Genomic DNA, 25,039 nt, shown 5'->3' on the forward strand with positions numbered 1-25,039 from the left:
CCGCGCATACCGCGCAGCGCAGGAAGGGGCGTTCACCCAACTGGAGAAAAACCGCATCATGCTGCCCAATGTCATTCTTACTCCCGCAGCCGAGAAGTTCATGCGCCGTATCGTACGTTTCTCGGGGTTGCCGGCTGGCGCCGGTGTCCGCCTCCTCGTGAGCCCAGGCGGTTGTTCGGGCTACAACGCTGAGTTCAGTGCACAGCCGCAGGCGCAGCCAGGCGAGCAAGCGGTGGAGGTCAACGGTCTGCGCCTGTTCCTGCCGGCCGAGAGCCGCCTGTTGCTAGAGGGCGTCACGATCGACTTCGTCGACACGCCGACACAGTCGGGGCTGACGTTCGCGAATCCGAACCAGGCACCGTGCGCGTGCAGCAGTGCCGGGGCGAGTGAGCCGGGTGTGGCACGCATCGACGTCGGCGCGATAGGTCGCGGCGGACGGCCGCTCGTTTCCTGAAGCCGGAGCGACAGCATGGATCTTCGTGAGCAGGGTGTTACTTCTGACGGTGGCGCCGGTGGTATTGCGGACGCGTTGGCGACGTTTGCCAGGTGCGCCCTGGGCGGTGCTCTGCCAGCCCAGGCTACCGCGCTGATCGACGCCGCGGGCCAGTTGCGCGATCGCCCGGATGATGCGGTGGCGCTGTTGGAGCGTGCGCGTGCCGACGCGCCGGGGCACCCTGCGCCGCTGATTGCGTTGTACCGCTTTCATTTTTACGGGCATCGGCTGGCGCAGGCGCGCAGTGCGGGAGAAGAGGCACTGGCAGTTGCACGTCGCGCGCTCGGGGCAGGTTTCGGCGCCATCCCGCCGACAGGGGACGCCGTACGTCACGACGCGGCCGTGCGCTTTTATCTCTTCACGCTCAAGGGCCTCGCCTACCTGCAACTGCGACTCGGCGAGCGACAGGCAGCCCGCGCCCGGTTGGCCGAACTGCGCTGGCTCGATCCCGACGACGTGCTGGGCGGTGCGTTGCTCGCTCACGTGCTGGCCCGACACGAGGGCGACGACGATGCGGACGACGCGTTCACCTCGTCTGCGCATCCTTCGCGCGGCTGGGCGGGGTTGCCGTTATGAGCACCCTGAACCACGCTCGCGCGCCCGAGGGCGACATTCCTTCTCTCCACTGGCAGGGTGGTCAGGTCGACTGCTCTGTGTGCGCGCATGCGGCGCTACGCGCGGTGCCGGGCGCCGCCGGGTGCGAGCCAGGCCATGCGTGCGTGCAGGACGCGTACGCGCGCCGCATCGACCGCTTCTTCCGCTGGCATCCGGAGTTGGGCGATGCACATCTTGAACATCCGTACTTCGAAGTGCGGGCGATCGCGGCGCGCCATGCGGACATATTCAGGCTTCCCGCGATGATTAGTGATCCGGACGAGACCGTGCGCCTTCAACTGGCGCTGCGGTTACCACAAGCGCACCTCGTGAGGCTCGCAGATGACCCGCACCGTGAAGTGCGGATTCGCGTCGCGCAACGGCTCGCCCCGGCCACGCTCGCGACCCTGCGCACGGACCCGGACTACGGCGTGCGCGAGTGGGTTGCCCGGCGTTTGCCGGTTGCGCTGCTGCCGCTGATGGCGAGCGATCCGGACTGGGTGGTGAGAGTTCGCGTGGCCGAGCGCATCGACATGCCCGCCTTGTTGCGCTTTGCGGGCGACGGGGAAGCCGAGGTGCGCCGCGTCGTTGCAGCGCGTCTGCCGCCGTCGTTGCTGGGGCAGTTGATCGACGACCCGGACTGGCGCGTGCGGTGGGAGGTGGCATGCCGCGCGGATCCACGTGTGTTGAGGACTTTGCTCGACGATGCCGACGCGGAAGTTTGTGCGATGGCGCGCGAGCGGCTGTGGCCGTCCAGAGCCGTATCGGCGCCGGACGATACGGTCCGATCGTTCGAAGGAGCCGGACATGGGTGACATCAACCGCGATGACGACGCGATCGAGGTTGCGTTTCCCCCTCGCTTCAGCTTCGGCGAGCGGGTGATCGCGCGCTCGGTGATCCGCAACGACGGCACGTATAACGGCAAGGATATCGGCGAGGTGCTGGTGAACAAGGGCGATATCGGTTACGTCACCAGTATCAACACCTTCCTACAGCAGTTCTATATCTATGCGGTTGATTTCGTCGTGACCGGCCACCGGGTTGGCATGCGGGCGAAGGAACTGTGCACGCTCGACAACCTGCCCGACGACGTGCTGGCGCGGCTTGGCGAGCGCGCCGTCAGGCTGCGTACGATCGGCACCGGTGAAGCCGCGAATGAAGGCGATGCAGCCCGCGGTACATCGGCGGGCAAAGAAACGGAGGGTCGTGCGCAATGAACATCGAGCCGCTCCAGCCAGCTTATTCGTGGGGGTTGCGCGTCGTCGCGCTGGACGATTTGTCCAACGACGGCAGCTATCCCGGCCGCAAGGATGGCGAGTGCCTCGTGACGGCAGGCGCGTTGGGTGAAATTGTCAATGTGGGACAGGTGGTGGAGACTGGCGAGCCTGTGTATCTGGTGGAATTCGGCCGGCAGGTGGTCGGTTGCACCGAGGACGAGATCGCGCCTGCGCCGGCCGGTCTGCTGCCGGAAGACGGGGTGGGCGCGTGACGATGTGGCCGGACCGGACCGTGAGCATCGTTGAGCCGAACGACCGGAAAGCCGCGTACGGGCCGGGTGGAGGATGCGCCACAGGGACGCCGGTAGCCGATTTCATGCTGCACCAGATCGAGCGGGCGCTGCGCAACCGGCTGCGCTATCGCTATGTGCAGCCGCGTGTGGTGCGCGAGCAGGATGGTTATCGCGTCGAGAGCCCGTGTTGCTCGCGCAACGTCGAGCCGCACGGTGGTGTCATCGATATCGCGTGGCTCGCGCGAGACATGAATGACATGTGGCGTCTGCATGCGCGCGACCATGAGGCGAGTCGCTGGGTGGAGCAGTGCGCGAGTCTGGACCTGCCGATGCTGCTGGATCTCCTGTGCGTGGATGCCGCGCGCGTGTTCTGGCCTTGAAGGGCGAATCCTGGAGTCTGTGATGATCTATCTCGACCACAACGCAACGACGCCGCCCGCACCGGGTGTTGTGCAGGCCATGCTGTCGGTGCTGACCGACGTCTGGGGCAATGCTTCCTCGCAGCATCCGCGTGGACAGCAGGCGAAGCGGGCGCTCGCGGCCGCGCGCGCAACGGTGTCTCGCCGACTGGGCTGCAAGCCCACCGAGGTGATTTTCACGAGCGGCGCTACCGAAGCGAACCATCTGGCCGTGCTCGGCCTGCATGCGGCCGCTGGCTGCGAACGCCGGCGGATTGTGTTCAGCGCGGTCGAGCATGCGGGCCATCTCGCACTCGCAAGGGCGCTTGAGACGCAAGGCGTTCCCGTGGACTTCATCGGCATGAATCCGGACGGCACACTCGATCTGGACAGTGCGGCCCGGCTGATCGGCACGGACGTCGCACTCGTGTCGTTGATGGCGGTGAACAACGAGACGGGCGTGCGCATGCCGGTCGACGAAGTGCGTGCACTCGCGCATGCCGCAGGCGCTCGGTTGCATGTCGATGCGACCCAGTTCATCGGCAAGGTGCCGTTCGATTTCGCGCGGTTCGGCGCCGACGCAGTTTCGCTCTCCGCGCACAAGCTGCGAGGGCCGAAGGGCATTGGCGCGTTGTTGCTGCGGCAGGGGAGCACGCTGGTGCCGCAAATGCAGGGCAGTCAGGAGCGGCGACGGCGCGGCGGCACAGAAAACCTGCCCGCGATTGCGGGGTTTGCGGCAGCGCTTGACCGGCTTGGCGATATCGAAACTGAGGCTACCCGGGTTGCACAGTTGCGCGACACGCTAGAACGCGGACTGCAACGTGCGTTGCCGGACATGCATGTGTTCTCCGCGTGCGCGCCGCGTATTGCGGGCACCAGCTATCTGAGATTTGGCCTTCTGCCAGCGGACGTGGTCCTGCAGCGCATGGAGCAACTGGGCGTGTCGGCGTCGTCCGGTGCGGCTTGCTCTTCAGGCGGCAGCGAGCCTTCGCACGTGCTCGCTGCGATGGGCGTGCCGCGCGACGAGGCGCTGGCAGCCGTGCGGCTGTCGCTCGGCGAAACCACCACGGCGCGTGACATCGAGTACCTGCTGGCCGCGTTGCCGCCGTTGCTTGCGCCGCTGCTTGGAACTTGCGCCTCTCAAGCAGCATAACCCCCCACGAACCCTGGAGTGTCCGTCGTGAAAGTCATGATCCGCAAGGATAGCAAGGGCGTGCTGAGCGCTTATGTACCGAAGAAGGACCTGGAGGAACCGATCGTTGCGATGGCGTCGCCCCGTATGTGGGGCGGTCTCGTGACCCTTGGAAATGGCTGGCAGCTTGAATTGCCCGAGATGGCGGACGACACCGCGCTGCCCATCACCGTGGAGGCGCGGCGGATTGCCGCCGCGGAGGAGTGACATGAGTCTGAGCGAGGAACAGGTACGAGCCATTGCCGACGCGATTCGCACGGCTCCCACGCTGCCGGATGCGGCGGCACGTTGGCGGGAGCGTTTTCCCGGCGTGCGGACCATGCGCATCAGTGCATCCGAGATGCATGACGAAACGCCCGCATTGCAGTTCGGCGAGCGCCGTGTCTATTACGCGAGGCTGGACGGGATGTGCGTGTCAGTCACGGGGCAGGCGGATGAGGCTGAAATGCTGATCTTCACGGAGGGCGGGGCCAGTGATGGAGATCGATGAAATTACGTTGAGCGAGCCAGAGTGTGGGGCGCGCGAGATCGAACTCGTGAATGCCGTGCTGCAATCGTCGCGCTGGAGCAGCGGGCCGATGCTCGAATCGTTCGAGGCCGCGTTCGCTGGCTGGAGCGGGCGAGCGCACGCGATCGCGGTCGCGAGCGGCACCCTCGGAGCGTGGATCGCGCTGCGCGGGTTGGGTATCGGTGAGACCGACGAGGTGATCTGCGCATCGCATACATGGCATCAGGTCGCACAGGCGATCACGCTGGCGGGCGCCACGCCGGTATTCGCCGACATCGACTACTGGAGCGGGTGCCTGAACGTCGAGAAGGCGCGTCAGAAGATCAGTCCGCGCACGCGCGCGATCCTCGCTGGCAACACTAACGGGCATCCGGCCGCCTGGGGGCCGCTGCGCGATCTCGCCGGGGAACACGGCCTGCGGCTGATTGAGGACAGCACCGAGGCGCTCGGTTCGCGCTACAGGGGGCGCAGTGTCGGCACGTTTGGCGATGTGTCGCTATTCGACTTCTCGGCGCCTTCGGCTTTATGTGCGGGCGAAGGCGGGATGCTTGTCACGGATGACGAGGGCCTCGCGCACGAGTTGCGTTACCTGCGTCAACGGCGGGTTGCGGACCGCGAATCGGTTTCAGTCGGATCCCGGGTGCCGTTGCAGGCGGGCATGAGCGAGCTGACCGCGGCGCTCGGGCTCGCGCAACTGGCGGGGGTCGACGAGCGTCTTGCGCGGCGCAAGCAGGTGGAGGCCTTGTATCACGAGCAGATGCAGAGCTTCGAGGGCATCAAGCCGCCGTATCTGGCTGAAGACGTCGAGGAGGTGCACTGGATGCTCTACGTCGTGCATCTTGGCAAGCGTTTCACGCAGAGCGCTCGTGCGCAGATGATCGACGACATGAAATCGTGCGGTATCGAGACGGCAGCTTACAGCCAACCACTGCACGAACAGTTCCATTACATGAGCGCGGGCGACGCGATCGGACGCAAGCGTGGTGTGCTGCCCGACACCGAGCGCATCGGCGACCGCGCGCTCGCGCTGCCGCTGCACAGCCAGCTTGACGCCGACCAGGTGAAATACATCGTCAAGACATTGAAAGACACGGCGACGAACGTCGGCGCGGGCGCCGCCATCTATCTCTGAGGTATACGACCTATGAGCCTTTGTCCTGTTTCCGTCGACACCATCGCCAGCCAGATCGAGGCTGGCAGCGTGATCCCGTACCTCGGCCCGGGTATGCTCGCGCTGTGCCCGGATGCACGTGTACCGGCGACACCGGATGCGCTTGCGCAGATCATGACGGCTCGCGTTTCCGTGCCGCACAAGATCCGCAACCGGCTCACGCAGGCCGCGCAGTTTATCGAGAACTTCAAGCACCGCAAGTCGGTGGTGAGCATCATGAACGAGGCGTTCGCGTCGGCGCCCACGCCGTCTGCACTGCACCGGGCCCTGGCCGCGAGCGGCGCGGGACTGTACGTCGACTGCTGGTACGACGACACCTTCGCGACGGCGCTGGCTGATGCGCGTGCGCACGGCTGCTGGGCACAGGTGCAGGGGCTGTCGCAATCCGAGCACTTCGGTCAATGGTTCGGCGCTTACGACCCGAGCGGCGGGCCACTTGCCGATGTACCTGCGGCAGGGGCGCTGCTCTACAGGCCGATCGGCGCCCGCGCCCCTGCCGCCAACTATCTTGTGTCGGACAGCGATTATGTAGAAGTGCTGACCGAAATTGATATCCAGACGCCGATTCCGTCTGCCGTGCAGGCGTGGCGAACGGGACGCAGCTTCCTTTTTCTCGGCTGCCGCTTCGATGACCAGCTCGCGCGCAGCTTCGCGCGCCAGATCATGAAGCGCTCCTCTGACACCCACTGGGCAGTGCTGCCCGACGAGCCCACCCGCATGGAGGCGCGTTTTCTGGACGAACAGCGGATCACCCGCATTGCCATGCCGCTTGCGGCCTTCGCCGACGAACTAGTGAGCGCGCTGCAACCCGCCCTGGCCGCCTGAGCCAGTTCCCGATTTGACTCACTACGACACCGCGCAAGAACCATTATGACGACACTCACCGTATTGCCCTCGGGCAAAACCTATGACGTAGCGGCAGGCACCAGCCTGCTGAAAGCTCTGCTCGAAACAGGAGAGGCCATCGCGCACAAGTGTGACGGCAAGGCCGAATGCGGAGCGTGCCACCTGTTCGTCCAGGAAGGGCGCAAGAGTCTCTCGAAGATTCAGCGCGTGGAAAACGAGAAGCTCGACTCGATCGTCGGGGTGGGCTCGAAATCGCGCCTGGCGTGCCAGGTAGTCCTCGGCGAGGAACCCGTGACCGTCGAGCTGCTCGGCTTCGTCTGACTCGGGGGCATCATGGCCGCCAACGAAGTTCCGGTGCTTGAGGTCGTTATCGTCGGTGCAGGGCTGTGCGGCCTCGCGCTGGCGCGCACGCTGCATGGCCAGGGTTTGCCGTTCCTGCTCGTCGAGGCGCGCGAGCGCCTGGGCGGCCGGGTGTTGACGCGGCGTTGTGAGGTAACGGGCCAGGCGCTGGACCTCGGCCCGACATGGTTCTGGCCCGACACTGAGCCGCGTATTGCCGCGTTGCTTACGGAGCTCGGGCTGGAGAGCGTGCCACAATCCGACCCCGGAGATGCGCTCTGGCTGACGGACCCGAACCGGGAGCCTGAGCGGCGTGAGGAACCCGGTGGTATCCATGCTGGCGCCTGCCGCATCGTGGGCGGGGCCGTGCGTCTGGTCGAGGCGTTGGCGGCCGCGGTGCCGCGGGAGCACATCCTGACGGGCCACGCGCTTCGCATGGTCCACGATCGCGGCGCGTGGTTCGAATTGCAGGTGGTGCACGGCGATCGCGCTTCCACGTTGCGTGCCCGGCGGGTCGTGCTCGCGCTGCCACCGCGCCTCGTTCACGAGCGTGTCGCGTTCGATCCACCATTGCCGACGCCGCTGGCCGATCTGCTCGCGGCGACGCCCACCTGGATGGCGGCGGCCGCGAAGTCGCTGACGACGTATGACCGGCCGTTCTGGCGGACCGCAGGCCACTCGGGCAGCGCGTTCGTGCGGCATGTTCAGGCGACGCTGGGTGAGGTGTTTGATGCGAGCGATGGAGCCACTGATGCGGGGGCGCTAGGCGGTTTTCTTGCGCTTAACGCATCGCAGCGCAGGAATTTCGAGCGCGGCTTGCCCCTGTTGATCGAAAGCCAGCTGGCCCAATTGTACGGGGTTGAGGCGCATTGCGGTCAGTCGTATCGACTCGACTGGGCAGGCGAAGCCTGGACCTGCAGCGATGCGGACAGGGAAAGCCTGCCCGCATGGCCGCAGGCCGACCCGGCGCTGCGTGGCGGCTGGCTGGGCGGCCGGTTGTACGTTGGGGGCAGCGAGACGGCGGGTCACGGAGCGGGCCACATGGAGGGCGCGCTGGACGCTGCGGCGCGCATCACCCGGGCGCTGGTTCTGCCTGGCGGTCAGCGCGCGATGGCAGGCATGCCGGTCACGATGGAAGAAGCCGTGGCAAGTTTCATCGCGACGGTGTCCGGTTGCCGCGAATCGGCACCGGCGCACTACCGGCAGCACGTCACGCGCCTGATGTCGAGCCAGTCTACCGCGCAACTGACCCAGCATGCCCTTCTGGCTACGGTCGAGCAGGTCTACAGCGAAACGCTGGCAGCGATCGACGCTCTGATGCCGGTGCTCAACTCGGGCGACGCCGGGCCGGTGCATCTCGGTCGGCATGGATTGACGCCGAAGCTGCTCGCTGCGTTCCAGGGCTGGAACCGCAAACTGCTGGACTGGGCGCTGGAATTCAACGCAACGTCGTGCGCATTGTCGAATTTCCCGGAAGAGCATCAGCCTGACGCAGAACTGCAGCGCGTGATCGCACTGGATCTGGCGGCCGCCTGGCGCGAGTTCGCACTGACGTTGAACGAGCGTCTCGTCGATGCAGTGACACATACGGGCTTCATGCAGGAGTCGGCATGAGTGGTGTCAGTGCGATTGAAGACAGCGCGCGCCTTGCGATCGTCGAGCAGTCGGGGATTGTAGTGGTCACGCTGATCGAAGGACTGACACGCGACGAGCTGCTGTGTTCGCGGCTTACACGCCAGGAGGTGCATCGGCAACTAACGCGTCTGGCTGACGGCGCTGACGGGTTGAGTCCCCGGATTCGGGCCGCGATGCCGGAAATTGACTGGGACGGCTGGAGATGGATGCGTGCGCAACTGAAGTCGCAGGCTGGCACAGCAATGGACGACGCGCTGTGGTTTGCCTGCGAGTCGCTGGTTCCAGCGACGCTGCTGTGGCTGCGTGTGCATCGGCAGAGCCAGGGCGCGCTGTTTCAGATGACGCCATGAACGACCGGCTGATCCTGCGCTGCAACGCTCGCCGCCCGATTCACGGTGCCGGTGCCGGAAAGGCAGGCACCGGGGGCCGGCTGCCCGGCCTAAAAAATTGATGCGTATTTATCTTCACCGGATTCTGTGTCGCTTCACCGCTATGGCGGACAACGCTCCAGCCCTTGCCGTCCGGTTGATGACGTGGCTTCGGCCCTTGAGTCTGGATATGGCAATGCCGTCATGCCCCGACTTGCAACCCGGTTCACCGCTATCGCGCTTTGCAGACATGACCCAACGCCCGTTCGCTTCCCCCCGCTGTAAGGCTTTGCAGTTGCCCATGCCCCGAGCCAGACTCGATCGTATGTCGCTCGAGTATCATCTGATGCTGGAAGCGTTGCGCACCGGTCACGGTGATGGCCGCATGGCATCGAGGCTGGTCGAGATCCTGTTTCTTGCCGAGTTTCTCCACGAAGCGGGATACGGAGACGGGGATCCAGAACGATTCGAGCAGATCGAAGCGGCACTGGCAAGGTGCAGTCAACGCGGCAACACGACTGGTGACTGGCACATCACGGACGACGATGACTATGCAAGCGTGGGGCAATTGCTAGCGGTGCACGATCAGCAGCTTGCATGTGCCCCGCTTCAGGCTGTCACGCTTGCGACCGAGCGCCTGTGGAAGCTGGTTGCGAAGACGGCAGTAACGAGTGCCCTGATACAAAAGGCGGCGTAGACGCCGCCGCAGGCGAGGCCCCGCAAGCAGTTGCAGGTTTGATGTGGAGAGCGGTTGGCACCGAAAACACATGCCGCAGTGGCAAGCTGGCCGGGGAACTGTTCGACGCATACGTGGTAGGCGCGAGAAAGACGAGAACGACTGCGACGACGTTACAGTGCCCAGGTACTCGGCGTCATCCAGACGCTGATGCTTGAGCAGCCGCTGGCTGTTGTGCCCGGTCGGGTGCGGCCTTAGGCGCGGCGCGATTGCGCTCACCTGGGAGCGGAAATCGATGGCGGCCAGATTTCGCGATGCGGAGGCGGTCGAGTCATCTCGCAGATCGGGCGAGGCATCGTCATTTGCGATTCAGAAGTCCTTGCACTTGCCCCATGGGTGACTGCCGGCGACGACGCAGGCCTTGATGCCGGCGCGCGCAAGTGCATCCTGATCGCGGTAGAACGTGGCCTCATGCACGAGCGTTCCGGATTGCGTCGTGATGCCGACATAGCGTGCGGCCCTGCCGATCCCGCACTGGTATCCGCCACCCGGGTCACCGGTCCGGCGGACATTGCCGTCCCAGTCGATGAAATACCCCGTTGCCTCGTCGTCGGCCCGGCTCATGTCGCTACCGGTATGTCGACCACCGCCTTCAGGTTGAGCGTCATGTTGCCTTTTGTCGCGTCGGCGTATGGGCAGATGCCTTTCGCTCTCTCCATCAGGCTGTCAGCGGTGGGCTGATCGAAGGTGCCAGCCATGAAAGCCGTCAGGCTGAGTGCCATCCGGTACGCCCCTTCGAAGTTCACGTACATCGACAGTGTCGACTCGATGTAGCAGCCGCGCAGCGGCAGCCTGTCCTGTCGGGCGATATGCCGTACCGAATGTTCGAAGCATGCGGCGAACGCGGCGGCAAAGAGTTGCTCGGGATTGATGCCCTCTTCCTTGCCACCCATTTCCCGCGGCACGGTGAGTTTGAGCTTGAGGCTACCGTCGTCGCTCTGCACCTGGCCGGTCCGTCCGCCCTGGGTCAGCATGGTGGTTTTGTAGACGAGATCCATGTGGCTTCTCCTGTGGACCGGAGTGGGCGATTCAGCGCCTTACTCTGGTCTCATCCAAGATGGTGGCTGTGCAGATTTATCGCAGCAGCTTGCTGCGTTCTGCGGCCGAATAATTGCTCAAGTGTCCTTCACGCGCGGCCTGGCGGCGAGCGGATGCGATGATGGCCTTGCTGCGTCCGGGCGCAACCGGAGCGCTGACCTGCTTGTCCAGGGCGGAGCTGCCGCAGTGAGGGCAAACGGGTGCCGTGCCGGCGCGCACCAGCGTTTCGAATTGCTGGCCGCAGGCCTGGCATCGATAGTCATAAAGAGGCATGGTGAGAGTCTCGTGCAGATCAGGTGGAGGATGCCGTACAGTCTTCCGTCGCCGCCGCGCAGCCTTCGAGCGGTCGCGCAGCATCGCTGGTCGGCGCATGCGCGCCGAGCCCGACCCATTCGTGCACGCGGCCAGCTTCGAAGCCCACCATGCGTGTATTGGCGACTTCCATCAGCGGTCTGCGGATCAGCAGCGGGTCGGCGAGCAGCCGTGCGAGCGCATCCACGCCATCGAACAATTCGGGGACGATCCGTCCCGACTTGACGTCCGGCGCCGCGCGGTTGAACCATTCGCGCACCGGCAGAGGCTCGAGGAAGGCAAACAGCGTTTTCGGTGTCCACGGCCAGCGCAGCAGGTTGCGAACCTCCAGCGTGTGGCCGGCAGCGACGAGCAGCGCCTTCTGTTTCGCGTTGCCGCCGCAGCCGGGTTTTTCGTAGAACGTAATATGAGCCATGATGGGGCCTTCAGCGTGGGCGTAGCAGTTCCAGGCACTCGAGCGTGGCCGCCATATCAAGTGCCGTGAAGTCGTCCTGGGTGCGGATGAGCGGATCGGCGCCGAGTGCCAGCAGTGTGCGCACGATATCGTGCTTGCCCGAGGAGGCCGCATACATGAGGCAGGTGGCCCCGGTGGCGTTGGTATGATCGAGCGGCAGTCCTGCGCCAGCGAGCCGCTCGACACCGGCCGGCTCGCCGTGCACGCAGGCAAACCAGAGTGCCGTGTTGCCATCGGCGTTGACGGCATTGAGTATCACGCCGTGTGCGAGCAGCGCATCGACCATATCGTGCGTGCCACGCCATGCGGCCACCATCAACGGCGTGTTCTCGTGTGCGCCTCGTCCGTCGGGGCCGGCAAAGCCCTGGTGAGCGAGCCAGTTCGCAAGTTCGGGCGGTATGGGCTGGCCAGGCGGATTCGCCGGATTCGCGGCCAGGGCGGTCTGGCCGCCGATCAGGTCACAGACCTCCGTAAAGCCGAAGTCCGCGAACATGCGTGCCCAGGTCTGGCTCGCCCTGCCGTGATAGCAGTAGATCAGGATGGGACGCTTGCGCGCCGTCTTGAGCAGCAGGGCGTCCTGGTTCTCGCGCGATAGTCGTAGCGAGCCCGGCAAGCCGTCGCGAGCGTGGCTCGCGGCGTCACGAGCATCGAGCAGCAGCGAATCCGGATGCTGGCCGAACCAGGCGTCGAGCTCATGGACCGTGAGGCGACGAAAGGTGCGCTGGCCGTTCATGGCGTGTATTCCTGCGGAAGATTGCAACGGTAGGGCGGTTCGCTGACAATGCGGGGATCATCCAGCGGCACGCCGACGCTAAAGTGGTAGAGCACCTGCCAGCGGTCCGGCCGATCACTGTCGAGGCCGAGAAGTTCGTGCACGGCATCGTCGAAGTAGCAGCCGATCCCGGTGCCGCGCAGTCCGGCGGCTTCCGCTTCGAGGTAGAGCGTGTGGCCGATCAGGCCGGATTCGCGCAGTAGCTCGCGGTAGCGTTCAGGACCGTCGACGGATACGGTGCGCAGGTCGGCCAGCAGCGCTACGACGAATAGCGCGTCGGCGGCAATAGCCTGATGACAGCTCAGCGTGCGCAGCGTCCGGGCTAGAGCGGGGTTCGCCGCCAACTGGTGGAACGGCATCCCGACGGGTGCGTTGCTGACCGGCTTCAGAGGGAGGTCGGGCATGGCGTTCTGCAGGCCGTCCCGCGCACCGGGATCGCGTAGCAGCAGGTAGGCGCCCGGCTCGAGACCGTTGATCCGGTGCGCGAACAGCACCGCATGCACGCGTGCCGGCGCGGACGACGTATCCCATGGGACCGGCGCCAGGTTCTCGCCGACGCTAGGCATCAGCGCGTCCATCATCGGCCAGAAGCGCAGCACGTCCAGCCGCGCGCGCGGATCGAAGCGCTGGGCGCTGCGGCGTGCGCGGATCAGCGTGGCAGCGCGCGCTGCGGTGGCTGGCAACAGGCTCCGCCTTGCTGTGCCGGGCTGCGATGCGGTAACGCACGCCGCCTGGCGCGAGTTCCTGGCCACCTCGTTGATCGCGGGCCAGCGGTACATCGGTCGGGGATCGAGCCGGTTTGCGCGGCCCTGCCACGATGAGGCTGTCGCACGGGGCCACGCTGCGGGTGCATTGCCGCGAAGGACAGGGTTCACGTGCAGCAGCTCGAACAGGGCCTCGGGTTCCTCGTGCTCGGCGTCGCCGAAGTCTTCTTCGCGGTCCAGGCCAAGCAGCGCTGCAATGGTGGCATGGTCCAGCCCGGTTTCGCGGATCCTCCAGCCGGTCACTGCGGCTGCGTAGCGCAGCGCGCCGGTCGCGTGACCCATGTCGAGCTGGCAATAGCGGAACGCACGCTCCCCGTACTTCCATGCCTCCCGCCAGTAGATCGAGCTGAATCCGATCAGCATGCGCGCGCCGGCGAGGCCGGCGTCGCCTGGGGCGAAGCGGGCGCGTCTTTCGAGCGCGTGCGCTTTCGATGCATAGTGGTAGAGGCCGTCGTCGATATCCGGTATGCCGCTCGTGAGCAGATAGACTTCAGTCGGATGCAGGTTGCCGCTCGACGGATTGCAGCGCAATGCCCAGCGATCCGGTCCGGCTTGTTTCCATGCCGACAGGGCGAACGAGAGTTCGAACAGCAGCCCGACGCTTGCCAGTGTGGGTGCGCGCGACGTAATGGCGCCCGGCGAAAACAGGTTGGCCCAGGGTGTGTCATCGGCGTCGGCCGTCAGCGGCAGTGTCGTGACAGGCGCGCCCGCGAACCGCCGGAACGGGTCGGGCTGGGCGTCCCAGTCCAGCGTTTCGGGGCCGGCCGCATAGCGCTCCAGCCGGTGCTTGGTCCGTTCATGGTATCCGAGCACGATAGATGGTTTTCCGGTCGGCATGTCCGGCCTCCATTGCGTCATGCAGCCTTGTCTCCAGCCATATGGGCGGAGATTGCCCCACGCTGCGGATCGGCGCGTTGCCTCTCCGGCGCGCGGGGCGCGTCTTTCGTCCCGCCGCCTAACCGGCGGGACACGCGGAGCAGTTCGAAGCCGCGCTCCGCCGCCATGTCGAGCGCGTTTCGTCCATCCGGCGCATACAGACCCTCGCTTGCGCCATGAGCGAGCAGGAGTTGCATGAGTTCGACCCGTCCGCTGGCCGCCGCCTGCATCAGGCAGGTAATGTCGTCGTCGTTCGCGTGGTCGATCTCGGCGCCTTCGTTGATCAGCCGCAGAATCGGCGCGGGTGCTCCGCCAAGACACGCATACCAGAGCGCTTGATTGCCGGTGTCGTCGAGCGCGTCGACGCGAACGCCGTGGGCGAGCAACGCCTCTACCAGACCATCATCGCCGTGCAACGCCGCAAGCATCAGCGGCGTCGTACCTTCGAGGCCGCGCGAATGGGCATCGGGGAAGTCGTGGTTTGAGAGCCATGTCGCGAGCGCGGCGGGCACGCCGCCCAGCGGCTTCGCGTCCGAGGATGGCGTAGGACGGCGATTCCCGCTTTCGCGCACGAAGGGGACGGTGTCGGTGTGCAGTGACATGGTCACGCTCCGGCTCGGAAAAAGGGGTAGTGTGGGGTCGCCGGGGAGCGACGAAGCGGCGATCCCCGGCCTGGTCACTGGAAATCGTCAGACGGGACGGTTTTCGTTGGGGTTGCGCACCGGTCCCATCAGTTCGAGGCCTTCGCTGTAGGTGATCGTGTCGAAGGTCACATCGAACTTGATTGCCGCATCGGCGACCGCGTCGAGCTTGCCGGCCGTGTCCTTTTTCTTCAGGTCGTTCTTCTCGAGGTAGAGCAGTTCGAGCATTTCGTTATAGACCGTCGATTCGAGAATCGGCAGCACGTAGAACATCGCGCCCTTGTACGGTACCTGGTAGCGTTTGCTCAGGTCGATGTTGTCGCAGAACAGAAAGTATTTTCCGCCTGCGCTTAGCGTGTCACCGAGCACGTCGGCGACATCCTTCAGATATTCGAAGCTCAGCAGCCAGCCGGCGAAGAACGGCAGATGTTTCTCGCCGATCGAGGCAACGGCCATGACCTGATCGCACGTCAGTTCGGGTGGGCGCGCTTCGTCGGCGAGCTTTGGTGCGAAGCGCAACGCCAGTTCGCCGCGGAATCCGACCCGGCCGAACTGGTTCGTGAGTCCCTTGAGAACCGGATTGAGCAGCCGGCCTTCATGTTCGAGGCGGGCGAATGCGGTGTCGTCGAGTTCCTTGCGGGCGAGCGTGGCGGTCATGACGGAGTCCTTTGCATCGTAAAAGTTGGGGCGGGCGGAAAATATCCAGAATCGTTGGGTAAAGAAGCGCGAATCGCGAATCAGGTTCCGGTGTTTCGCATCCAGTCTGCAATTCTGAGGAATGCGTGCATCAGTTCGTCGCGTAGCGCTGGGGCGATGCCTGTTTCGTCGAGCGCCGCACGCATGCAGGAAAGCCACGCATCACGCTCGGCTGCTCCGATCGGGAATGCCGCGTGGCGCATGCGCAGCCGCGGTTGTCCGCGCTCGTCCGAATAGCGCTTTGGGCCGCCGAGCCATTCGCACAGGTAGCGGACCAGCACCGTCTTTACCGGCGCGAGGTCCGGAGCATGCATAGCGCGAATGTCGCTTGCGTCGGGCCGCGTGTCCATATGCCGGTAGAACGCATCGACGATGCGCGTTACCGCCGGCTCTCCGCCAATGGCATCGAAATGGGTCGAGGTGCGTCGTACGTCGACGGCAGCAGTCGTGAGCGGGTTCATGGCGTCCTTGAGTGCAACAAACGTACCAGCGACAAAAGAGCCGGATCCGACGTGCATATGTGGGCCAGGCCGCGCGGCGGCGGTGTTGTTTGCGACGAAACGCGCACGGTTTGTCGGGAAGCCGACAACTGCGGTCCCCGCCCGGTATGAGCGGCGGGGGCGCTGCACACGCGTGACAGGTCCGGTTTATCGGGGATTCCGAAGATTCGCTCTGAATTGGCACGAAAGCTGCACTGGAGCAGTCCGCGCGGACACACTCCGGCCGATGCGTGACTCGACAGAAGAAGACCATACGGACACCGCAGGCTGAGGACATGGTCGCGGCTTTGCAGCCCTGAATCTCAACCCTGATTTCTAACCCAGCTTTCAACCTTTCCAGAACTGGAGAACGTCAATGTCTAAACTTCGTCAGATCGCCTTTTACGGCAAAGGCGGGATCGGCAAGTCCACCACGTCGCAGAACACACTTGCGGCGCTTACCGAACTCGGGCAGAAGATCCTGATCGTCGGCTGTGACCCGAAGGCCGACTCGACCCGCCTGATTCTGCACGCGAAGGCGCAGGACACCATTCTCTCGCTTGCCGCAGAAGCCGGCTCGGTGGAAGACCTCGAACTCGAGGACGTGATGAAGATCGGCTACAAGGACATCCGCTGCGTCGAGTCGGGTGGTCCGGAACCGGGCGTCGGCTGCGCCGGCCGCGGTGTCATCACGTCCATCAACTTCCTCGAAGAGAACGGCGCGTACGACGGCGTCGACTATGTCTCCTACGACGTGCTCGGTGACGTGGTGTGCGGCGGCTTCGCGATGCCGATTCGCGAAAACAAGGCGCAGGAAATCTACATCGTGATGTCGGGAGAGATGATGGCGATGTACGCGGCCAACAACATCTCGAAAGGCATTCTGAAGTATGCGAACAGCGGTGGCGTGCGTCTTGGAGGTCTCGTGTGCAACGAGCGCCAGACCGACAAGGAGCTCGAACTGGCCGAGGCGCTGGCCGGCATGCTCGGTTCGAAGCTGATCCACTTCGTGCCGCGCGACAACATCGTGCAGCACGCGGAGCTGCGCCGCATGACGGTGATCGAGTTCGCGCCCGAATCGAACCAGGCGAACGAGTATCGTCAGCTCGCGAAAAAGGTGCACAACAACGCGGGCAACGGCACGATCCCCACGCCGATCACGATGGATCAGCTCGAAGACCTGCTGATGGAGCACGGCATCATGAAATCCATCGACGAATCGCAGGTCGGCAAGACGGCTGCCGAACTGTCCGCCTGAACCCGCGCTGAGCCGCCCGCCCGCGCGTATCGCTGGCATCGCCTGTATCGGGCGGTGCGCGCGGGCCGGCATCCAGCGATGCACAATCCTCAAGTATGGAGCATTCCATGACCGCCACGGTTGAAGAGCGCAAGGCCGCGAACAAGGCCCTGATCGACGAAGTGCTGAAGGCCTATCCCGAAAAAATGGCCAAGCGGCGCGCCAAGCATTTGGGCACCTTCGAGGAAGGCAAGCCCGACTGTGGCGTGAAATCCAATATCAAGTCGCTGCCCGGAGTGATGACGATTCGTGGCTGCGCGTATGCCGGCTCGAAGGGGGTCGTCTGGGGCCCAATCAAGGACATGATCCACATCAGCCACGGTCCGGTCGGCTGCGGCCAGTACTCGTGGGCGGCGCGCCGGAACTACTACATCGGCACGACCGGCATCGACACGTTCGTCACGATGCAGTTTACGTCGGACTTCCAGGAAAAGGACATTGTGTTCGGCGGCGACAAGAAACTCGACAAGATCATCGACGAGATTCAGGAACTGTTCCCGCTGAACAAGGGCATCTCGATCCAGAGCGAGTGTCCGATCGGTCTGATTGGCGATGACATTGAGGCCGTGTCGAAGAAGAAGAGCACGCAGTACGAGGGCCACACGATCGTGCCGGTGCGCTGCGAAGGCTTTCGCGGCGTGAGCCAGTCGCTGGGGCACCACCTCGCGAACGACGCGATCCGCGACTGGGTATTCGACAAGACGGATCCGGAAAAGCGCCCGGAATTCGAGTCGACGCCGTACGACGTTGCGATCATCGGCGACTACAACATCGGTGGTGATGCGTGGTCAAGTCGCATTCTGCTTGAGGAGATCGGCCTGCGCGTGATCGCACAGTGGTCGGGCGACGGCTCGATCGCGGAGTTGGAGAACACGCCGAAGGCGAAGTTGAACGTGCTGCATTGCTACCGTTCGATGAACTATATCAGCCGGCACATGGAAGAGAAGTATGGCATTCCGTGGGTCGAATATAACTTCTTTGGCCCCACGATGATTGAGAAGAGCCTGCGGGAGATCGCTAGCCACTTCGACGAGACGATCAAGGCGAATGCCGAGAAGGTTATCCAGAAGTACCGCCCGTTGGTGGACGCGGTGATCGCGAAGTTCAAGCCGCGCCTGGAGGGCAAGAAAGTAATGCTGTTTGTGGGTGGGCTACGCCCGCGCCACGTGATCGGCGCCTACGAGGACCTCGGCATGGACGTCGTCGGCACTGGCTACGAATTCGGCCACAACGACGACTATCAGCGCACGACGCACTACGTGAAGGATGGCACGTTGATCTATGACGACGTGACCGGCTACGAATTCGAGAAGTTCGTCGAGCAGGTGCAGCCGGACCTTGTCGGCTCGGGCATCAAGGAGAAGTACGTATTCCAGAAGATGGGCGTGCCGTTCCGCCAGATGCACAGCTGGGACTATTCTGGCCCTTATCACGGCTACGACGGTTTCGCGATCTTCGCGCGCGACATGGACATGGCGATCTCGAGCCCGGTGTGGAGTCTCGCGAAGGCGCCGTGGAAAAACGCCGCATAAAAAACCCTTTTCCAGGCGCAAGCGGTCGGCGGCCAGCGAGGCTGCCGCTTCGGTCGCCGACCCCATCGATATCGATTCAGGAGTTTCGCCATGCCACAATCTGCCGACAAGATTCTCGATCACGAACTGCTGTTCCGCGAGCCGGAATACCAGGAAATCTTTCGCACAAAAAAAGAGAATTTCGAATTCAACCATCCGGACGAAACCGTCAAGCAGGTGGTTGAATGGACGAAGACTGAAGATTACAGGCAGAAGAATTTTGCCCGCGATTCGCTGACGGTCAATCCGGCGAAAGCATGCCAGCCGCTGGGCGCGGTATACGTGGCGAACGGCTTTCACAAGACGCTCAGCTTCGTGCACGGTTCGCAGGGCTGTGTCGCGTACTACCGTTCGCATTTCTCGCGGCACTTCAAGGAGCCCACCTCGTGTGTCAGTTCGTCGATGACCGAGGATGCCGCAGTGTTCGGAGGGCTGAATAACATGATCGACGGGCTCGCGAACGCATACAACCTGTACAAGCCTGAGATGATCGCGGTATCGACCACCTGCATGGCGGAGGTGATCGGCGATGACCTCGACGCGTTCATCAAGAACAGCAAGCAGAAGGGCAGTGTGCCGGAAGAATATGACGTTCCGTTCGCGCACACGCCAGCGTTCGTCGGCAGTCACGTGACCGGCTACGACAACGCACTGCTCGGGATTCTCAAGCATTTCTGGGACGGCAAGGCAGGTACGACGCAGCCGTTGGTGCGCGTGCAGGACGACAGCGTGAACTTCATTGGCGGCTTCGACGGCTTCGTGGTCGGCAACATGAAGGAAATCCGGCGGATCTTCGGACTGTTCGGAGTGAAGGTCAATGTGATCTGCGATCCGTCCGAGACGTGGAACACGCCGACCGACGGTGAATTTCGCATGTATGAAGGCGGCACGACGAAGGAGGAGGTCGAGCAGGCGTTGCACGCGAAAGCGACGTTTGTGTTTCAGGAATATTGCTGCGAGAAGACCAGCAAGTTCATCGCGGAGCACGGGCAGGAAGTCGTTGTGCTGAACGCGCCTGTCGGCGTCGCGGGAACCGATCGCTTCCTGATGGAAATCTCGCGCGTGACCGGCAAGCCGATTCCCGCAGCGCTCGAAAAGGAGCGCGGTCAACTCGTCGATGCGATGGCGGACAGCCAGGCGCACCTGCACGGCAAGCGCTTCGCCCTGTATGGCGATCCGGACCAGATGCTCGGCTACACGCAGTTCCTGCTTGAGCTTGGCGCGGAACCGGCGCACGTGCTCGCGACCAACGGCAACGACGCCTGGGCGGGGAAGGTGCAGGCGCTCTTCGATGCATCGCCGTACGGCGCCGGCTGCAAGGTCTATCCGAAGCGCGACCTGTGGCATATGCGCTCGCTGCTCTTCACGGAGCCGGTGGACTTTCTGATCGGCAACACGTACGGCAAGTACCTGGAACGCGACACGAAAACACCGCTGATCCGAATGGTGTTCCCGATCTTCGACCGTCACCACTATCACCGCTATCCGACGTGGGGCTACGATGGCGCGCTGCGCACGCTCGTGATGTTGCTCGACGAGTTCTTCGAGACCCTCGACGCGAACACGATCGTAGCCGCGAAGACGGACTACAGCTACGACATCATCCGTTGATTGGAGCGCGGTCATGGCAGATCCGGTACTGATCAAGTTCACGCAGGACGGCCGCAGGGTCGAGGTGATCGACGGCTGGGTCTGCCTGGCTGGCGTACGCGAGGCGGACCAACTGGTGCCGTTGCTCGAACACCCGAACCGGCAGGCGATCGCGCGCCATGTTCCGGGAGCGACGCACGTGGCCGGGCGCTTGCCGCTCACGCACGCAGAGGCGGCAATCGCATTGGGAGCGCTCTGCGCCGCGCAGCGCCAGTTCGACGCAAGTCCGACCGGCATAGCCCAGCGTATTCGAAAAGCTGTCTGGGCGAAGGTCGCTGCCGAGGGCGTCGAATAGCATGCATGGCTCGTGCTGGAGCGGGCGATGGGGTAGCGTGCGACGCGACAACGGTCATGTCCGAGCGCGCCTGTCGCGGCGCCTTCCCGGAGGACGCTGATACGGGATCCACTGGCACTTTAATGAATCGGCGTACTGGGGGCGACCCGTGATCTACGTGGTGGAACTACCTGCGGGAGGCAAGCCCAAAGCCTGGTTTGCGTACGATGAGGCGGACTTCGCGCGCAAGGTCGCAGCGTCGGACCCGCTTCGGCCGGAGGAAATATACGATTCGGTGACACCCCGTGAACTCCTCGAATTCAGCGGTCAAGCGCCGGATGTCGACGCGCGGACGCAATACCCGTCGATTTGCGCAATCGGCGATGCGCATGGCTGGGACACGCCGCTCTACCGCGCGGACTATCTGCTCGGCCGCGGCCTTTGCCAGCATGAGCCAGTGACGCTGCTCGACGCGTCGTTGGCGGCGCTCAATGCGCGCGGACACTGTCTTGTCTACTTGAACGATCGCGCGGCCATCGGGGCATTCGAGGGGGCGGATCCACGTCTTGCGGGCAAGTCGCACTGGGATGCGCGGCGGGCGCTGTACGAGCAACTGGTGGCGCTTGAAGTTCTCGCGGATGACAACTGATGCGTGGCGGGGAGAGTGCGATGACGCCGCATGCCGTGACGCAGGTCGACGAGCCACACGCGCACATCAGGCGTCCCGACTGCGATCTGACCGTGAACGCTGGCAGGTTCTGCAAATTGCGCTCGAAGCCGGCCGCCGGCAGCGCCGCGAGGCGGCGTGGTATGCCGTTAGCGCATTGCTGCCGGTGGCGTTCGAATTGGTCGAAGAACTGCGCCGGAGTGCGCCGGCCGGGTTCGAATTTCGTGACTGATCCTGGAATTCCCGAATGAAGCTGCGCCTTGGCACGCTATGCCTGTTTGAAAACCCGACCGGAGAGGATGGCCGCGCATTGATCCGGCAATTCGTGCTTGCGCGCGAAGCGGACCGCATGGGCTACGACGATGTCTGGCTGGTCGAGCGCCACGGCGATGCGAGTCGCCCAAGCGGCGCCATCACGACGTTGCTCGGGCACTTGTCGGGCGTTACGTCGAAGGCGCGTGTCGGCGCGGTGCTTCTTCCCGAAGGGCGTCACGGCCTGCAACTCGCAGAGGATCTGGCTACCGTCGAACTGTTGAGCCGCGGGCGTCTTGCGCTCGCGGTGGACGCGCAGGACGTCGCGTCGGCCGATGCGGTTCTCGACTCGTTGGACTGGTTGCGGGCTCGGCTCGACGGGGGACACCACGACAACGATCTGATACCGCGCCCGTCCGGCGAGCGTCCGCTCGCCTGGGCACTCACCGCAGACGTGCATGTGGCACGCAGCATCGCGGCGCGAGGATTCGGATTGTGTTTGCCACCGGATCTACCGCTCGATGCAGTCTCGGCGTTACTCAGCCATTACCGCGACGCCGTGCCAGAAAACGGCGACGGCGCGCGGCCCATGCCGATGCTTGTCCGCTACGCGTGCCCGGCCGAGACGCACGACGAGGCGCTGGCTATCGCAACGCTTTACCTCAACGCGCGAGTGGGCGTGGAACATGCTGGCGGCGTTCTGGCCCATTCGCTGGTGGGCAACCATGCTGAGGTGGCCGCGCAGATTCGCGGGCTCGGAGCAGAACTCGGCCTGTATGGCATCCTGATCATCCCCATGAGTGCGCATTTCGATACCGCCAAACATATCCTCGCGGACATGGTGGACGAAGTGCGACCGTTGCTCGACGACTGAAATGGATAAGGGTGACAGCACGTGCGAGGAGGATTGCAAGCCCTGTCCGTTTGTTGGCGCGCGTGGGTGCTCCGCCGACGCGCGGGTGCAGCGCAGGGAGACCACGTGAACTGGGCACAGGATTTAGTCCGTTACGCACTGTGAGCGGCCCAGACCGAAGCCGCGACGCTCGGCGCTGCCGAACAGGCACATATGGTCACCGCGGTGCAGATGGATGCAGTCGAGCGCTTGACGCCGCGGCAGCGCGGTCAGGTGCTCGGGCGTGCGCTGATGGCGCCGCGCCCGGTCGGTTTCTTCCTTGCCCTGCGCGACTGCGCGGGACTCAGGCGCCTGCTGCCTGAATTCGATGCACTCTTTGGCGTGCCGATGATCACCGACGCTCCGGAGGCTGTCGACGCGGGCGAGCATCAGTTGCGCGTGCTGGCCGAAACGGCGCGTCGCGGTGCGCCGCTCGCGGTGCGCGTGGCTGCGCTGTTGCACAAGATCGGCATGGGACGTACGCCGCCTGAACGATGGGCTGGCCATCCGGGCCACGAAGTCCCCGGTGCCGCGCTGCTGTCGTCGCTCGCGAGTCGCATTGAGTTTCCGCCAGATGCGCTCGATCTGGCCCTGCTTGCGATTGCCGAGGCCGATTGCGTGCATCGCGCGAGCGACATGCGTGCGGCAGCCATGGCCTCGCTGCTCGAGCGGGTGTGCGCAGATACCCGGACTGCGCGTTTCGAGCAATTACTGCTCGTGTGCGTCTGCGACTACGCCGCATATCCTGGGCATATCGATGAGGATTACGTAAAGGTGAAACGTTTGCGCCGGGCGCTGGCCGCGTATTGTTCGGTGAACCAAGCCACTGACCCAGGTGCGTTGCTTGAAGCGCGGGCACGGGCCATTGCCCGGTCGGTGTCCCGACCACGCGAGCGCGACGCAGGATGACGACGGCGGCCGTCAGCCACTGTCGCGTTTGCTTCGTCCAGACGTGTCGCAATCCGTTCAAATCCTCCAAACGGCGTTCCGATGTCGACATTCGGCGACGGGACGACCCGCGAGGACGCCGCCTGGTGTACAGCACAGCCGTGGTACAGAACTTGCCAGTCACGATGAAACCCGTATCGTCAGGAGCCTGCCATGTCCGCCTCGCTCAAGGCCAAGATTGCTGAAGTGTTTGATGAACCCGGTTGCGACAAGAACCAGGGAAAAAGTGAGAAGGAGCGCAAAAAGGGTTGCACCAAGCAGTTGTCGCCCGGCGCGGCGGCGGGAGGCTGTGCGTTCGACGGCGCGAAGATCGCATTGCAGCCGATCGTCGACGTCGCGCATCTCGTGCATGGGCCGATCGCGTGCGAGGGAAACTCATGGGACAACCGTCACGCCGCGTCGTCGGGCTCGACGCTTTACCGTACCGGCTTCACTACCGACATCAACGAGCTCGACGTGGTCTATGGCGGCGAGAAGCTACTGTTCCGGAGCGTGCGGGAGATCATCGAGAAGTACGATCCGCCCGCCGTATTTGTCTACCAGACCTGCGTGACCGCGCTGATCGGCGACGACATCGAGGCGGTCTGCAAGCGCGCGTCGGAGAAGTTTGGCAAACCGGTGATTCCGGTGAACTCACCTGGCTTCGCGGGGCCGAAGAACCTCGGCAACAAGCTTGGCGGCGAGGCGATTCTCGATTACGTGATCGGCACGCGCGAGCCGGAATATACGACGCCGTACGACATCAACATCATTGGCGAGTACAACCTGTCGGGCGAGCTGTGGCAGACGAAGCCGCTGCTCGACGCGCTCGGTATCCGCGTTCTTTCGTGCATTTCCGGTGACGGCCGCTACAACGAGATCGCGAGCTCGCATCGCGCGAAAGTCAACATGATGGTGTGCTCGAAGTCGATGATCAACATCGCGACGAAAATGCAGCAGCGCTACGGCATTCCGTACTTCGAAGGTTCGTTTTACGGAATCGGCGACATGAGCGACACGCTGCGCCAGATCGCGAAGCTGCTGGTGCAGCAGGGTGCGCCCAAGGACCTGATCGGGCGTACCGAGTGCCTGATAGAAGCCGAGGAAGCACGGGCCTGGGCGCGGATTGCCCGCTATCGCAATCGGCTCGAAGGCAAGCGCGTGCTGCTGATCACCGGTGGCGTGAAGTCGTGGTCGGTGGTCGCCGCGCTTCAGGAGGCCGGTCTCGAGATCGTCGGCACGAGCGTCAAGAAGAGCACGAAGGAAGACAAGGAGAAGATCAAGGAGATCATGGGTGACGACGCGCACATGATCGACGACATGACGCCGCGTGAGATGTACAGCATGCTGCGCGACGCGAAGGCGGACATCATGCTCTCTGGCGGTCGCTCGCAGTTCGTTGCGTTGAAGGCGCGCATGCCGTGGCTTGATATCAACCAGGAGCGCCATCATCCCTACGGCGGGTACGAAGGCATCGTCGAACTGGTGCGTGAAATCGATCGCGCGATCTACAACCCGGTGTGGCAGCAGGTGCGCATTCCGGCGCCGTGGGGTGACGATGGGCAGACGCTCGGCGCTTTCGCATCTGCATCGCCGGTTGTGCAGGCGGCGCCGGTTGCCGGCGTGCATGCGTGGGTGATGGGCCTCGAACCGGGCGTGGCGGCCTGAACGCGACGGAGAGCGAAC

At 64.1% G+C, this 25,039-nt stretch carries 32 protein-coding genes; 23 read left to right on the forward strand and 9 right to left on the reverse strand.

Features of this window, described 5'->3' with window-relative positions; all coding sequences use genetic code 11:
* Window positions 1–58 precede the first annotated feature (58 nt).
* The 15 genes from C7401_RS29885 (at window position 59) to C7401_RS29955 (ending at window position 9,752) form a co-directional block, all read left to right on the forward strand.
* Entirely contained in the window at window positions 59–454 is a 396-nt protein-coding gene (locus tag C7401_RS29885) for a HesB/IscA family protein (RefSeq protein WP_112174993.1), read from the forward strand.
* Between the two features lie 15 nt (window positions 455–469).
* On the forward strand, window positions 470–1,069 hold the full coding sequence (locus C7401_RS29890) for a hypothetical protein (RefSeq protein ID WP_112174994.1): 600 nt from the start codon (window positions 470–472) through the stop codon (window positions 1,067–1,069).
* The gene (locus C7401_RS29895) at window positions 1,066–1,902 is read left to right on the forward strand and encodes a 4Fe4S-binding leucine-rich repeat protein (protein ID WP_112174995.1); all 837 of its coding nucleotides are present in this window, start codon (window positions 1,066–1,068) and stop codon (window positions 1,900–1,902) included. The genes C7401_RS29890 and C7401_RS29895 overlap by 4 nt, the downstream gene beginning before the upstream one ends.
* Window positions 1,895–2,305: a nitrogen fixation protein NifZ gene (locus tag C7401_RS29900; protein WP_112174996.1), complete on the forward strand. Its 411-nt coding sequence runs from the start codon at window positions 1,895–1,897 to the stop codon at window positions 2,303–2,305. The genes C7401_RS29895 and C7401_RS29900 overlap by 8 nt, the downstream gene beginning before the upstream one ends.
* Window positions 2,302–2,577 (forward strand): nitrogen fixation protein NifZ, encoded by a 276-nt coding sequence (locus C7401_RS29905; RefSeq protein WP_110387924.1) that lies wholly within the window; start codon window positions 2,302–2,304, stop codon window positions 2,575–2,577. The genes C7401_RS29900 and C7401_RS29905 overlap by 4 nt, the downstream gene beginning before the upstream one ends.
* A 104-nt stretch (window positions 2,578–2,681) precedes the next feature.
* Window positions 2,682–2,978: a DUF3024 domain-containing protein gene (locus C7401_RS29910; RefSeq protein ID WP_112174997.1), complete on the forward strand. Its 297-nt coding sequence runs from the start codon at window positions 2,682–2,684 to the stop codon at window positions 2,976–2,978.
* Window positions 2,979–3,000: 22 nt separating this feature from the next.
* On the forward strand, window positions 3,001–4,149 hold the full coding sequence (locus C7401_RS29915) for a cysteine desulfurase family protein (RefSeq protein WP_112174998.1): 1,149 nt from the start codon (window positions 3,001–3,003) through the stop codon (window positions 4,147–4,149).
* Window positions 4,150–4,176: 27 nt separating this feature from the next.
* A complete protein-coding gene (gene nifT, locus C7401_RS29920) occupies window positions 4,177–4,395 on the forward strand; it encodes a putative nitrogen fixation protein NifT (RefSeq protein WP_042270809.1) in 219 nt (72 codons plus the stop codon).
* A 1-nt stretch (window position 4,396) separates the two neighbouring features.
* Window positions 4,397–4,678 carry a hypothetical protein gene (locus C7401_RS29925; protein ID WP_112174999.1) on the forward strand — a complete coding sequence of 94 codons (282 nt, stop codon included), beginning with the start codon at window positions 4,397–4,399 and terminating at the stop codon, window positions 4,676–4,678.
* The gene (locus tag C7401_RS29930) at window positions 4,665–5,828 is read left to right on the forward strand and encodes a DegT/DnrJ/EryC1/StrS family aminotransferase (protein WP_112175000.1); all 1,164 of its coding nucleotides are present in this window, start codon (window positions 4,665–4,667) and stop codon (window positions 5,826–5,828) included. The genes C7401_RS29925 and C7401_RS29930 overlap by 14 nt, the downstream gene beginning before the upstream one ends.
* Before the next feature lie 12 nt (window positions 5,829–5,840).
* Entirely contained in the window at window positions 5,841–6,692 is an 852-nt protein-coding gene (locus C7401_RS29935; protein WP_112175001.1) for an SIR2 family NAD-dependent protein deacylase, read from the forward strand.
* Window positions 6,693–6,737: 45 nt separating this feature from the next.
* Window positions 6,738–7,034: a 2Fe-2S iron-sulfur cluster-binding protein gene (locus C7401_RS29940; protein ID WP_112175002.1), complete on the forward strand. Its 297-nt coding sequence runs from the start codon at window positions 6,738–6,740 to the stop codon at window positions 7,032–7,034.
* Window positions 7,035–7,046: 12 nt separating this feature from the next.
* The gene (locus tag C7401_RS29945) at window positions 7,047–8,666 is read left to right on the forward strand and encodes a flavin monoamine oxidase family protein (RefSeq protein ID WP_112175003.1); all 1,620 of its coding nucleotides are present in this window, start codon (window positions 7,047–7,049) and stop codon (window positions 8,664–8,666) included.
* On the forward strand, window positions 8,663–9,037 hold the full coding sequence (locus C7401_RS29950) for a hypothetical protein (protein WP_112175004.1): 375 nt from the start codon (window positions 8,663–8,665) through the stop codon (window positions 9,035–9,037). Before C7401_RS29945 ends, C7401_RS29950 begins: the two co-directional genes overlap by 4 nt.
* A gap of 343 nt (window positions 9,038–9,380) precedes the next feature.
* On the forward strand, window positions 9,381–9,752 hold the full coding sequence (locus tag C7401_RS29955) for a Fis family transcriptional regulator (protein ID WP_224043835.1): 372 nt from the start codon (window positions 9,381–9,383) through the stop codon (window positions 9,750–9,752).
* 348 nt (window positions 9,753–10,100) lie between these two features.
* Here the strand turns inward: C7401_RS29955 and C7401_RS29960 are convergent, their stop codons facing one another.
* The 9 genes from C7401_RS29960 to C7401_RS30000 form a co-directional block, all read right to left on the reverse strand.
* On the reverse strand, window positions 10,101–10,355 hold the full coding sequence (locus C7401_RS29960; protein ID WP_112175005.1) for a hypothetical protein: 255 nt from the start codon (window positions 10,353–10,355) through the stop codon (window positions 10,101–10,103).
* Window positions 10,352–10,789 carry an Ohr family peroxiredoxin gene (locus C7401_RS29965; RefSeq protein WP_112175006.1) on the reverse strand — a complete coding sequence of 146 codons (438 nt, stop codon included), beginning with the start codon at window positions 10,787–10,789 and terminating at the stop codon, window positions 10,352–10,354. Before C7401_RS29965 ends, C7401_RS29960 begins: the two co-directional genes overlap by 4 nt.
* Before the next feature lie 76 nt (window positions 10,790–10,865).
* Entirely contained in the window at window positions 10,866–11,102 is a 237-nt protein-coding gene (locus tag C7401_RS29970; protein WP_112175007.1) for an FmdB family zinc ribbon protein, read from the reverse strand.
* A gap of 19 nt (window positions 11,103–11,121) precedes the next feature.
* Window positions 11,122–11,556 (reverse strand): thioredoxin domain-containing protein, encoded by a 435-nt coding sequence (locus C7401_RS29975; RefSeq protein WP_112175008.1) that lies wholly within the window; start codon window positions 11,554–11,556, stop codon window positions 11,122–11,124.
* A gap of 10 nt (window positions 11,557–11,566) precedes the next feature.
* Window positions 11,567–12,328 carry an ankyrin repeat domain-containing protein gene (locus tag C7401_RS29980; RefSeq protein WP_112175009.1) on the reverse strand — a complete coding sequence of 254 codons (762 nt, stop codon included), beginning with the start codon at window positions 12,326–12,328 and terminating at the stop codon, window positions 11,567–11,569.
* Window positions 12,325–13,968, reverse strand: a complete 1,644-nt coding sequence (locus C7401_RS29985; protein WP_112175010.1) for a nitroreductase family protein — start codon at window positions 13,966–13,968, stop codon at window positions 12,325–12,327. The genes C7401_RS29980 and C7401_RS29985 overlap by 4 nt, the downstream gene beginning before the upstream one ends.
* Window positions 13,969–13,985: 17 nt before the next feature.
* Window positions 13,986–14,609 carry an ankyrin repeat domain-containing protein gene (locus C7401_RS29990; protein ID WP_112175011.1) on the reverse strand — a complete coding sequence of 208 codons (624 nt, stop codon included), beginning with the start codon at window positions 14,607–14,609 and terminating at the stop codon, window positions 13,986–13,988.
* An 87-nt stretch (window positions 14,610–14,696) separates the two neighbouring features.
* On the reverse strand, window positions 14,697–15,305 hold the full coding sequence (locus C7401_RS29995) for a hypothetical protein (RefSeq protein ID WP_112175012.1): 609 nt from the start codon (window positions 15,303–15,305) through the stop codon (window positions 14,697–14,699).
* 80 nt (window positions 15,306–15,385) lie between these two features.
* A complete protein-coding gene (locus C7401_RS30000; protein ID WP_112175013.1) occupies window positions 15,386–15,805 on the reverse strand; it encodes a group II truncated hemoglobin in 420 nt (139 codons plus the stop codon).
* Window positions 15,806–16,199: 394 nt separating this feature from the next.
* Here C7401_RS30000 and nifH point away from each other — a divergent pair, with 394 nt between their 5' ends.
* The 8 genes from nifH (at window position 16,200) to nifE (ending at window position 25,021) form a co-directional block, all read left to right on the forward strand.
* Window positions 16,200–17,081 carry a nitrogenase iron protein gene (nifH, locus tag C7401_RS30005; RefSeq protein ID WP_112175014.1) on the forward strand — a complete coding sequence of 294 codons (882 nt, stop codon included), beginning with the start codon at window positions 16,200–16,202 and terminating at the stop codon, window positions 17,079–17,081.
* A gap of 107 nt (window positions 17,082–17,188) precedes the next feature.
* Complete coding sequence (gene nifD / locus C7401_RS30010) at window positions 17,189–18,652, forward strand: nitrogenase molybdenum-iron protein alpha chain (protein ID WP_112175015.1); 1,464 nt, start codon at window positions 17,189–17,191, stop codon at window positions 18,650–18,652.
* A gap of 90 nt (window positions 18,653–18,742) precedes the next feature.
* Window positions 18,743–20,302 (forward strand): nitrogenase molybdenum-iron protein subunit beta, encoded by a 1,560-nt coding sequence (gene nifK, locus C7401_RS30015; protein ID WP_112175016.1) that lies wholly within the window; start codon window positions 18,743–18,745, stop codon window positions 20,300–20,302.
* A 13-nt stretch (window positions 20,303–20,315) separates the two neighbouring features.
* The gene (locus C7401_RS30020) at window positions 20,316–20,636 is read left to right on the forward strand and encodes a hypothetical protein (protein WP_112175017.1); all 321 of its coding nucleotides are present in this window, start codon (window positions 20,316–20,318) and stop codon (window positions 20,634–20,636) included.
* A 148-nt stretch (window positions 20,637–20,784) separates the two neighbouring features.
* On the forward strand, window positions 20,785–21,264 hold the full coding sequence (locus C7401_RS30025) for a hypothetical protein (protein ID WP_112175018.1): 480 nt from the start codon (window positions 20,785–20,787) through the stop codon (window positions 21,262–21,264).
* Window positions 21,265–21,529: 265 nt separating this feature from the next.
* Window positions 21,530–22,408, forward strand: coding sequence for an LLM class flavin-dependent oxidoreductase (locus C7401_RS30030; protein ID WP_112175019.1), 879 nt, complete (start codon window positions 21,530–21,532; stop codon window positions 22,406–22,408).
* A 192-nt stretch (window positions 22,409–22,600) separates the two neighbouring features.
* Window positions 22,601–23,335: an HD domain-containing protein gene (locus tag C7401_RS30035; protein ID WP_112175020.1), complete on the forward strand. Its 735-nt coding sequence runs from the start codon at window positions 22,601–22,603 to the stop codon at window positions 23,333–23,335.
* A gap of 192 nt (window positions 23,336–23,527) precedes the next feature.
* On the forward strand, window positions 23,528–25,021 hold the full coding sequence (gene nifE / locus C7401_RS30040; RefSeq protein WP_112175021.1) for a nitrogenase iron-molybdenum cofactor biosynthesis protein NifE: 1,494 nt from the start codon (window positions 23,528–23,530) through the stop codon (window positions 25,019–25,021).
* Window positions 25,022–25,039: the final 18 nt, after the last annotated feature.

Source organism: Paraburkholderia unamae, from assembly GCF_003268775.1.
Taxonomy (GTDB): Bacteria; Pseudomonadota; Gammaproteobacteria; order Burkholderiales; family Burkholderiaceae; genus Paraburkholderia; species Paraburkholderia unamae.

What these genes read in the sequence shown, in the direction of transcription:
- C7401_RS29885 (WP_112174993.1), top strand. Translation starts at nt 59, where the DNA reads ATGCTGCCCAATGTCATTCTTACTCCCGCAGCCGAGAAGTTCATGCGC.
- C7401_RS29890 (WP_112174994.1), top strand. Translation starts at nt 470, where the DNA reads ATGGATCTTCGTGAGCAGGGTGTTACTTCTGACGGTGGCGCCGGTGGT.
- C7401_RS29895 (WP_112174995.1), top strand. Translation starts at nt 1,066, where the DNA reads ATGAGCACCCTGAACCACGCTCGCGCGCCCGAGGGCGACATTCCTTCT.
- C7401_RS29900 (WP_112174996.1), top strand. Translation starts at nt 1,895, where the DNA reads ATGGGTGACATCAACCGCGATGACGACGCGATCGAGGTTGCGTTTCCC.
- C7401_RS29905 (WP_110387924.1), top strand. Translation starts at nt 2,302, where the DNA reads ATGAACATCGAGCCGCTCCAGCCAGCTTATTCGTGGGGGTTGCGCGTC.
- C7401_RS29910 (WP_112174997.1), top strand. Translation starts at nt 2,682, where the DNA reads ATGCTGCACCAGATCGAGCGGGCGCTGCGCAACCGGCTGCGCTATCGC.
- C7401_RS29915 (WP_112174998.1), top strand. Translation starts at nt 3,001, where the DNA reads ATGATCTATCTCGACCACAACGCAACGACGCCGCCCGCACCGGGTGTT.
- C7401_RS29925 (WP_112174999.1), top strand. Translation starts at nt 4,397, where the DNA reads ATGAGTCTGAGCGAGGAACAGGTACGAGCCATTGCCGACGCGATTCGC.
- C7401_RS29930 (WP_112175000.1), top strand. Translation starts at nt 4,665, where the DNA reads ATGGAGATCGATGAAATTACGTTGAGCGAGCCAGAGTGTGGGGCGCGC.
- C7401_RS29935 (WP_112175001.1), top strand. Translation starts at nt 5,841, where the DNA reads ATGAGCCTTTGTCCTGTTTCCGTCGACACCATCGCCAGCCAGATCGAG.
- C7401_RS29940 (WP_112175002.1), top strand. Translation starts at nt 6,738, where the DNA reads ATGACGACACTCACCGTATTGCCCTCGGGCAAAACCTATGACGTAGCG.
- C7401_RS29945 (WP_112175003.1), top strand. Translation starts at nt 7,047, where the DNA reads ATGGCCGCCAACGAAGTTCCGGTGCTTGAGGTCGTTATCGTCGGTGCA.
- C7401_RS29950 (WP_112175004.1), top strand. Translation starts at nt 8,663, where the DNA reads ATGAGTGGTGTCAGTGCGATTGAAGACAGCGCGCGCCTTGCGATCGTC.
- C7401_RS29955 (WP_224043835.1), top strand. Translation starts at nt 9,381, where the DNA reads ATGTCGCTCGAGTATCATCTGATGCTGGAAGCGTTGCGCACCGGTCAC.
- C7401_RS29960 (WP_112175005.1), bottom strand. Translation starts at nt 10,355, where the DNA reads ATGAGCCGGGCCGACGACGAGGCAACGGGGTATTTCATCGACTGGGAC.
- C7401_RS29965 (WP_112175006.1), bottom strand. Translation starts at nt 10,789, where the DNA reads ATGGATCTCGTCTACAAAACCACCATGCTGACCCAGGGCGGACGGACC.
- C7401_RS29970 (WP_112175007.1), bottom strand. Translation starts at nt 11,102, where the DNA reads ATGCCTCTTTATGACTATCGATGCCAGGCCTGCGGCCAGCAATTCGAA.
- C7401_RS29975 (WP_112175008.1), bottom strand. Translation starts at nt 11,556, where the DNA reads ATGGCTCATATTACGTTCTACGAAAAACCCGGCTGCGGCGGCAACGCG.
- C7401_RS29980 (WP_112175009.1), bottom strand. Translation starts at nt 12,328, where the DNA reads ATGAACGGCCAGCGCACCTTTCGTCGCCTCACGGTCCATGAGCTCGAC.
- C7401_RS29985 (WP_112175010.1), bottom strand. Translation starts at nt 13,968, where the DNA reads ATGCCGACCGGAAAACCATCTATCGTGCTCGGATACCATGAACGGACC.
- C7401_RS29990 (WP_112175011.1), bottom strand. Translation starts at nt 14,609, where the DNA reads ATGTCACTGCACACCGACACCGTCCCCTTCGTGCGCGAAAGCGGGAAT.
- C7401_RS29995 (WP_112175012.1), bottom strand. Translation starts at nt 15,305, where the DNA reads ATGACCGCCACGCTCGCCCGCAAGGAACTCGACGACACCGCATTCGCC.
- C7401_RS30000 (WP_112175013.1), bottom strand. Translation starts at nt 15,805, where the DNA reads ATGAACCCGCTCACGACTGCTGCCGTCGACGTACGACGCACCTCGACC.
- nifH (WP_112175014.1), top strand. Translation starts at nt 16,200, where the DNA reads ATGTCTAAACTTCGTCAGATCGCCTTTTACGGCAAAGGCGGGATCGGC.
- nifD (WP_112175015.1), top strand. Translation starts at nt 17,189, where the DNA reads ATGACCGCCACGGTTGAAGAGCGCAAGGCCGCGAACAAGGCCCTGATC.
- nifK (WP_112175016.1), top strand. Translation starts at nt 18,743, where the DNA reads ATGCCACAATCTGCCGACAAGATTCTCGATCACGAACTGCTGTTCCGC.
- C7401_RS30020 (WP_112175017.1), top strand. Translation starts at nt 20,316, where the DNA reads ATGGCAGATCCGGTACTGATCAAGTTCACGCAGGACGGCCGCAGGGTC.
- C7401_RS30030 (WP_112175019.1), top strand. Translation starts at nt 21,530, where the DNA reads ATGAAGCTGCGCCTTGGCACGCTATGCCTGTTTGAAAACCCGACCGGA.
- C7401_RS30035 (WP_112175020.1), top strand. Translation starts at nt 22,601, where the DNA reads ATGGTCACCGCGGTGCAGATGGATGCAGTCGAGCGCTTGACGCCGCGG.
- nifE (WP_112175021.1), top strand. Translation starts at nt 23,528, where the DNA reads ATGTCCGCCTCGCTCAAGGCCAAGATTGCTGAAGTGTTTGATGAACCC.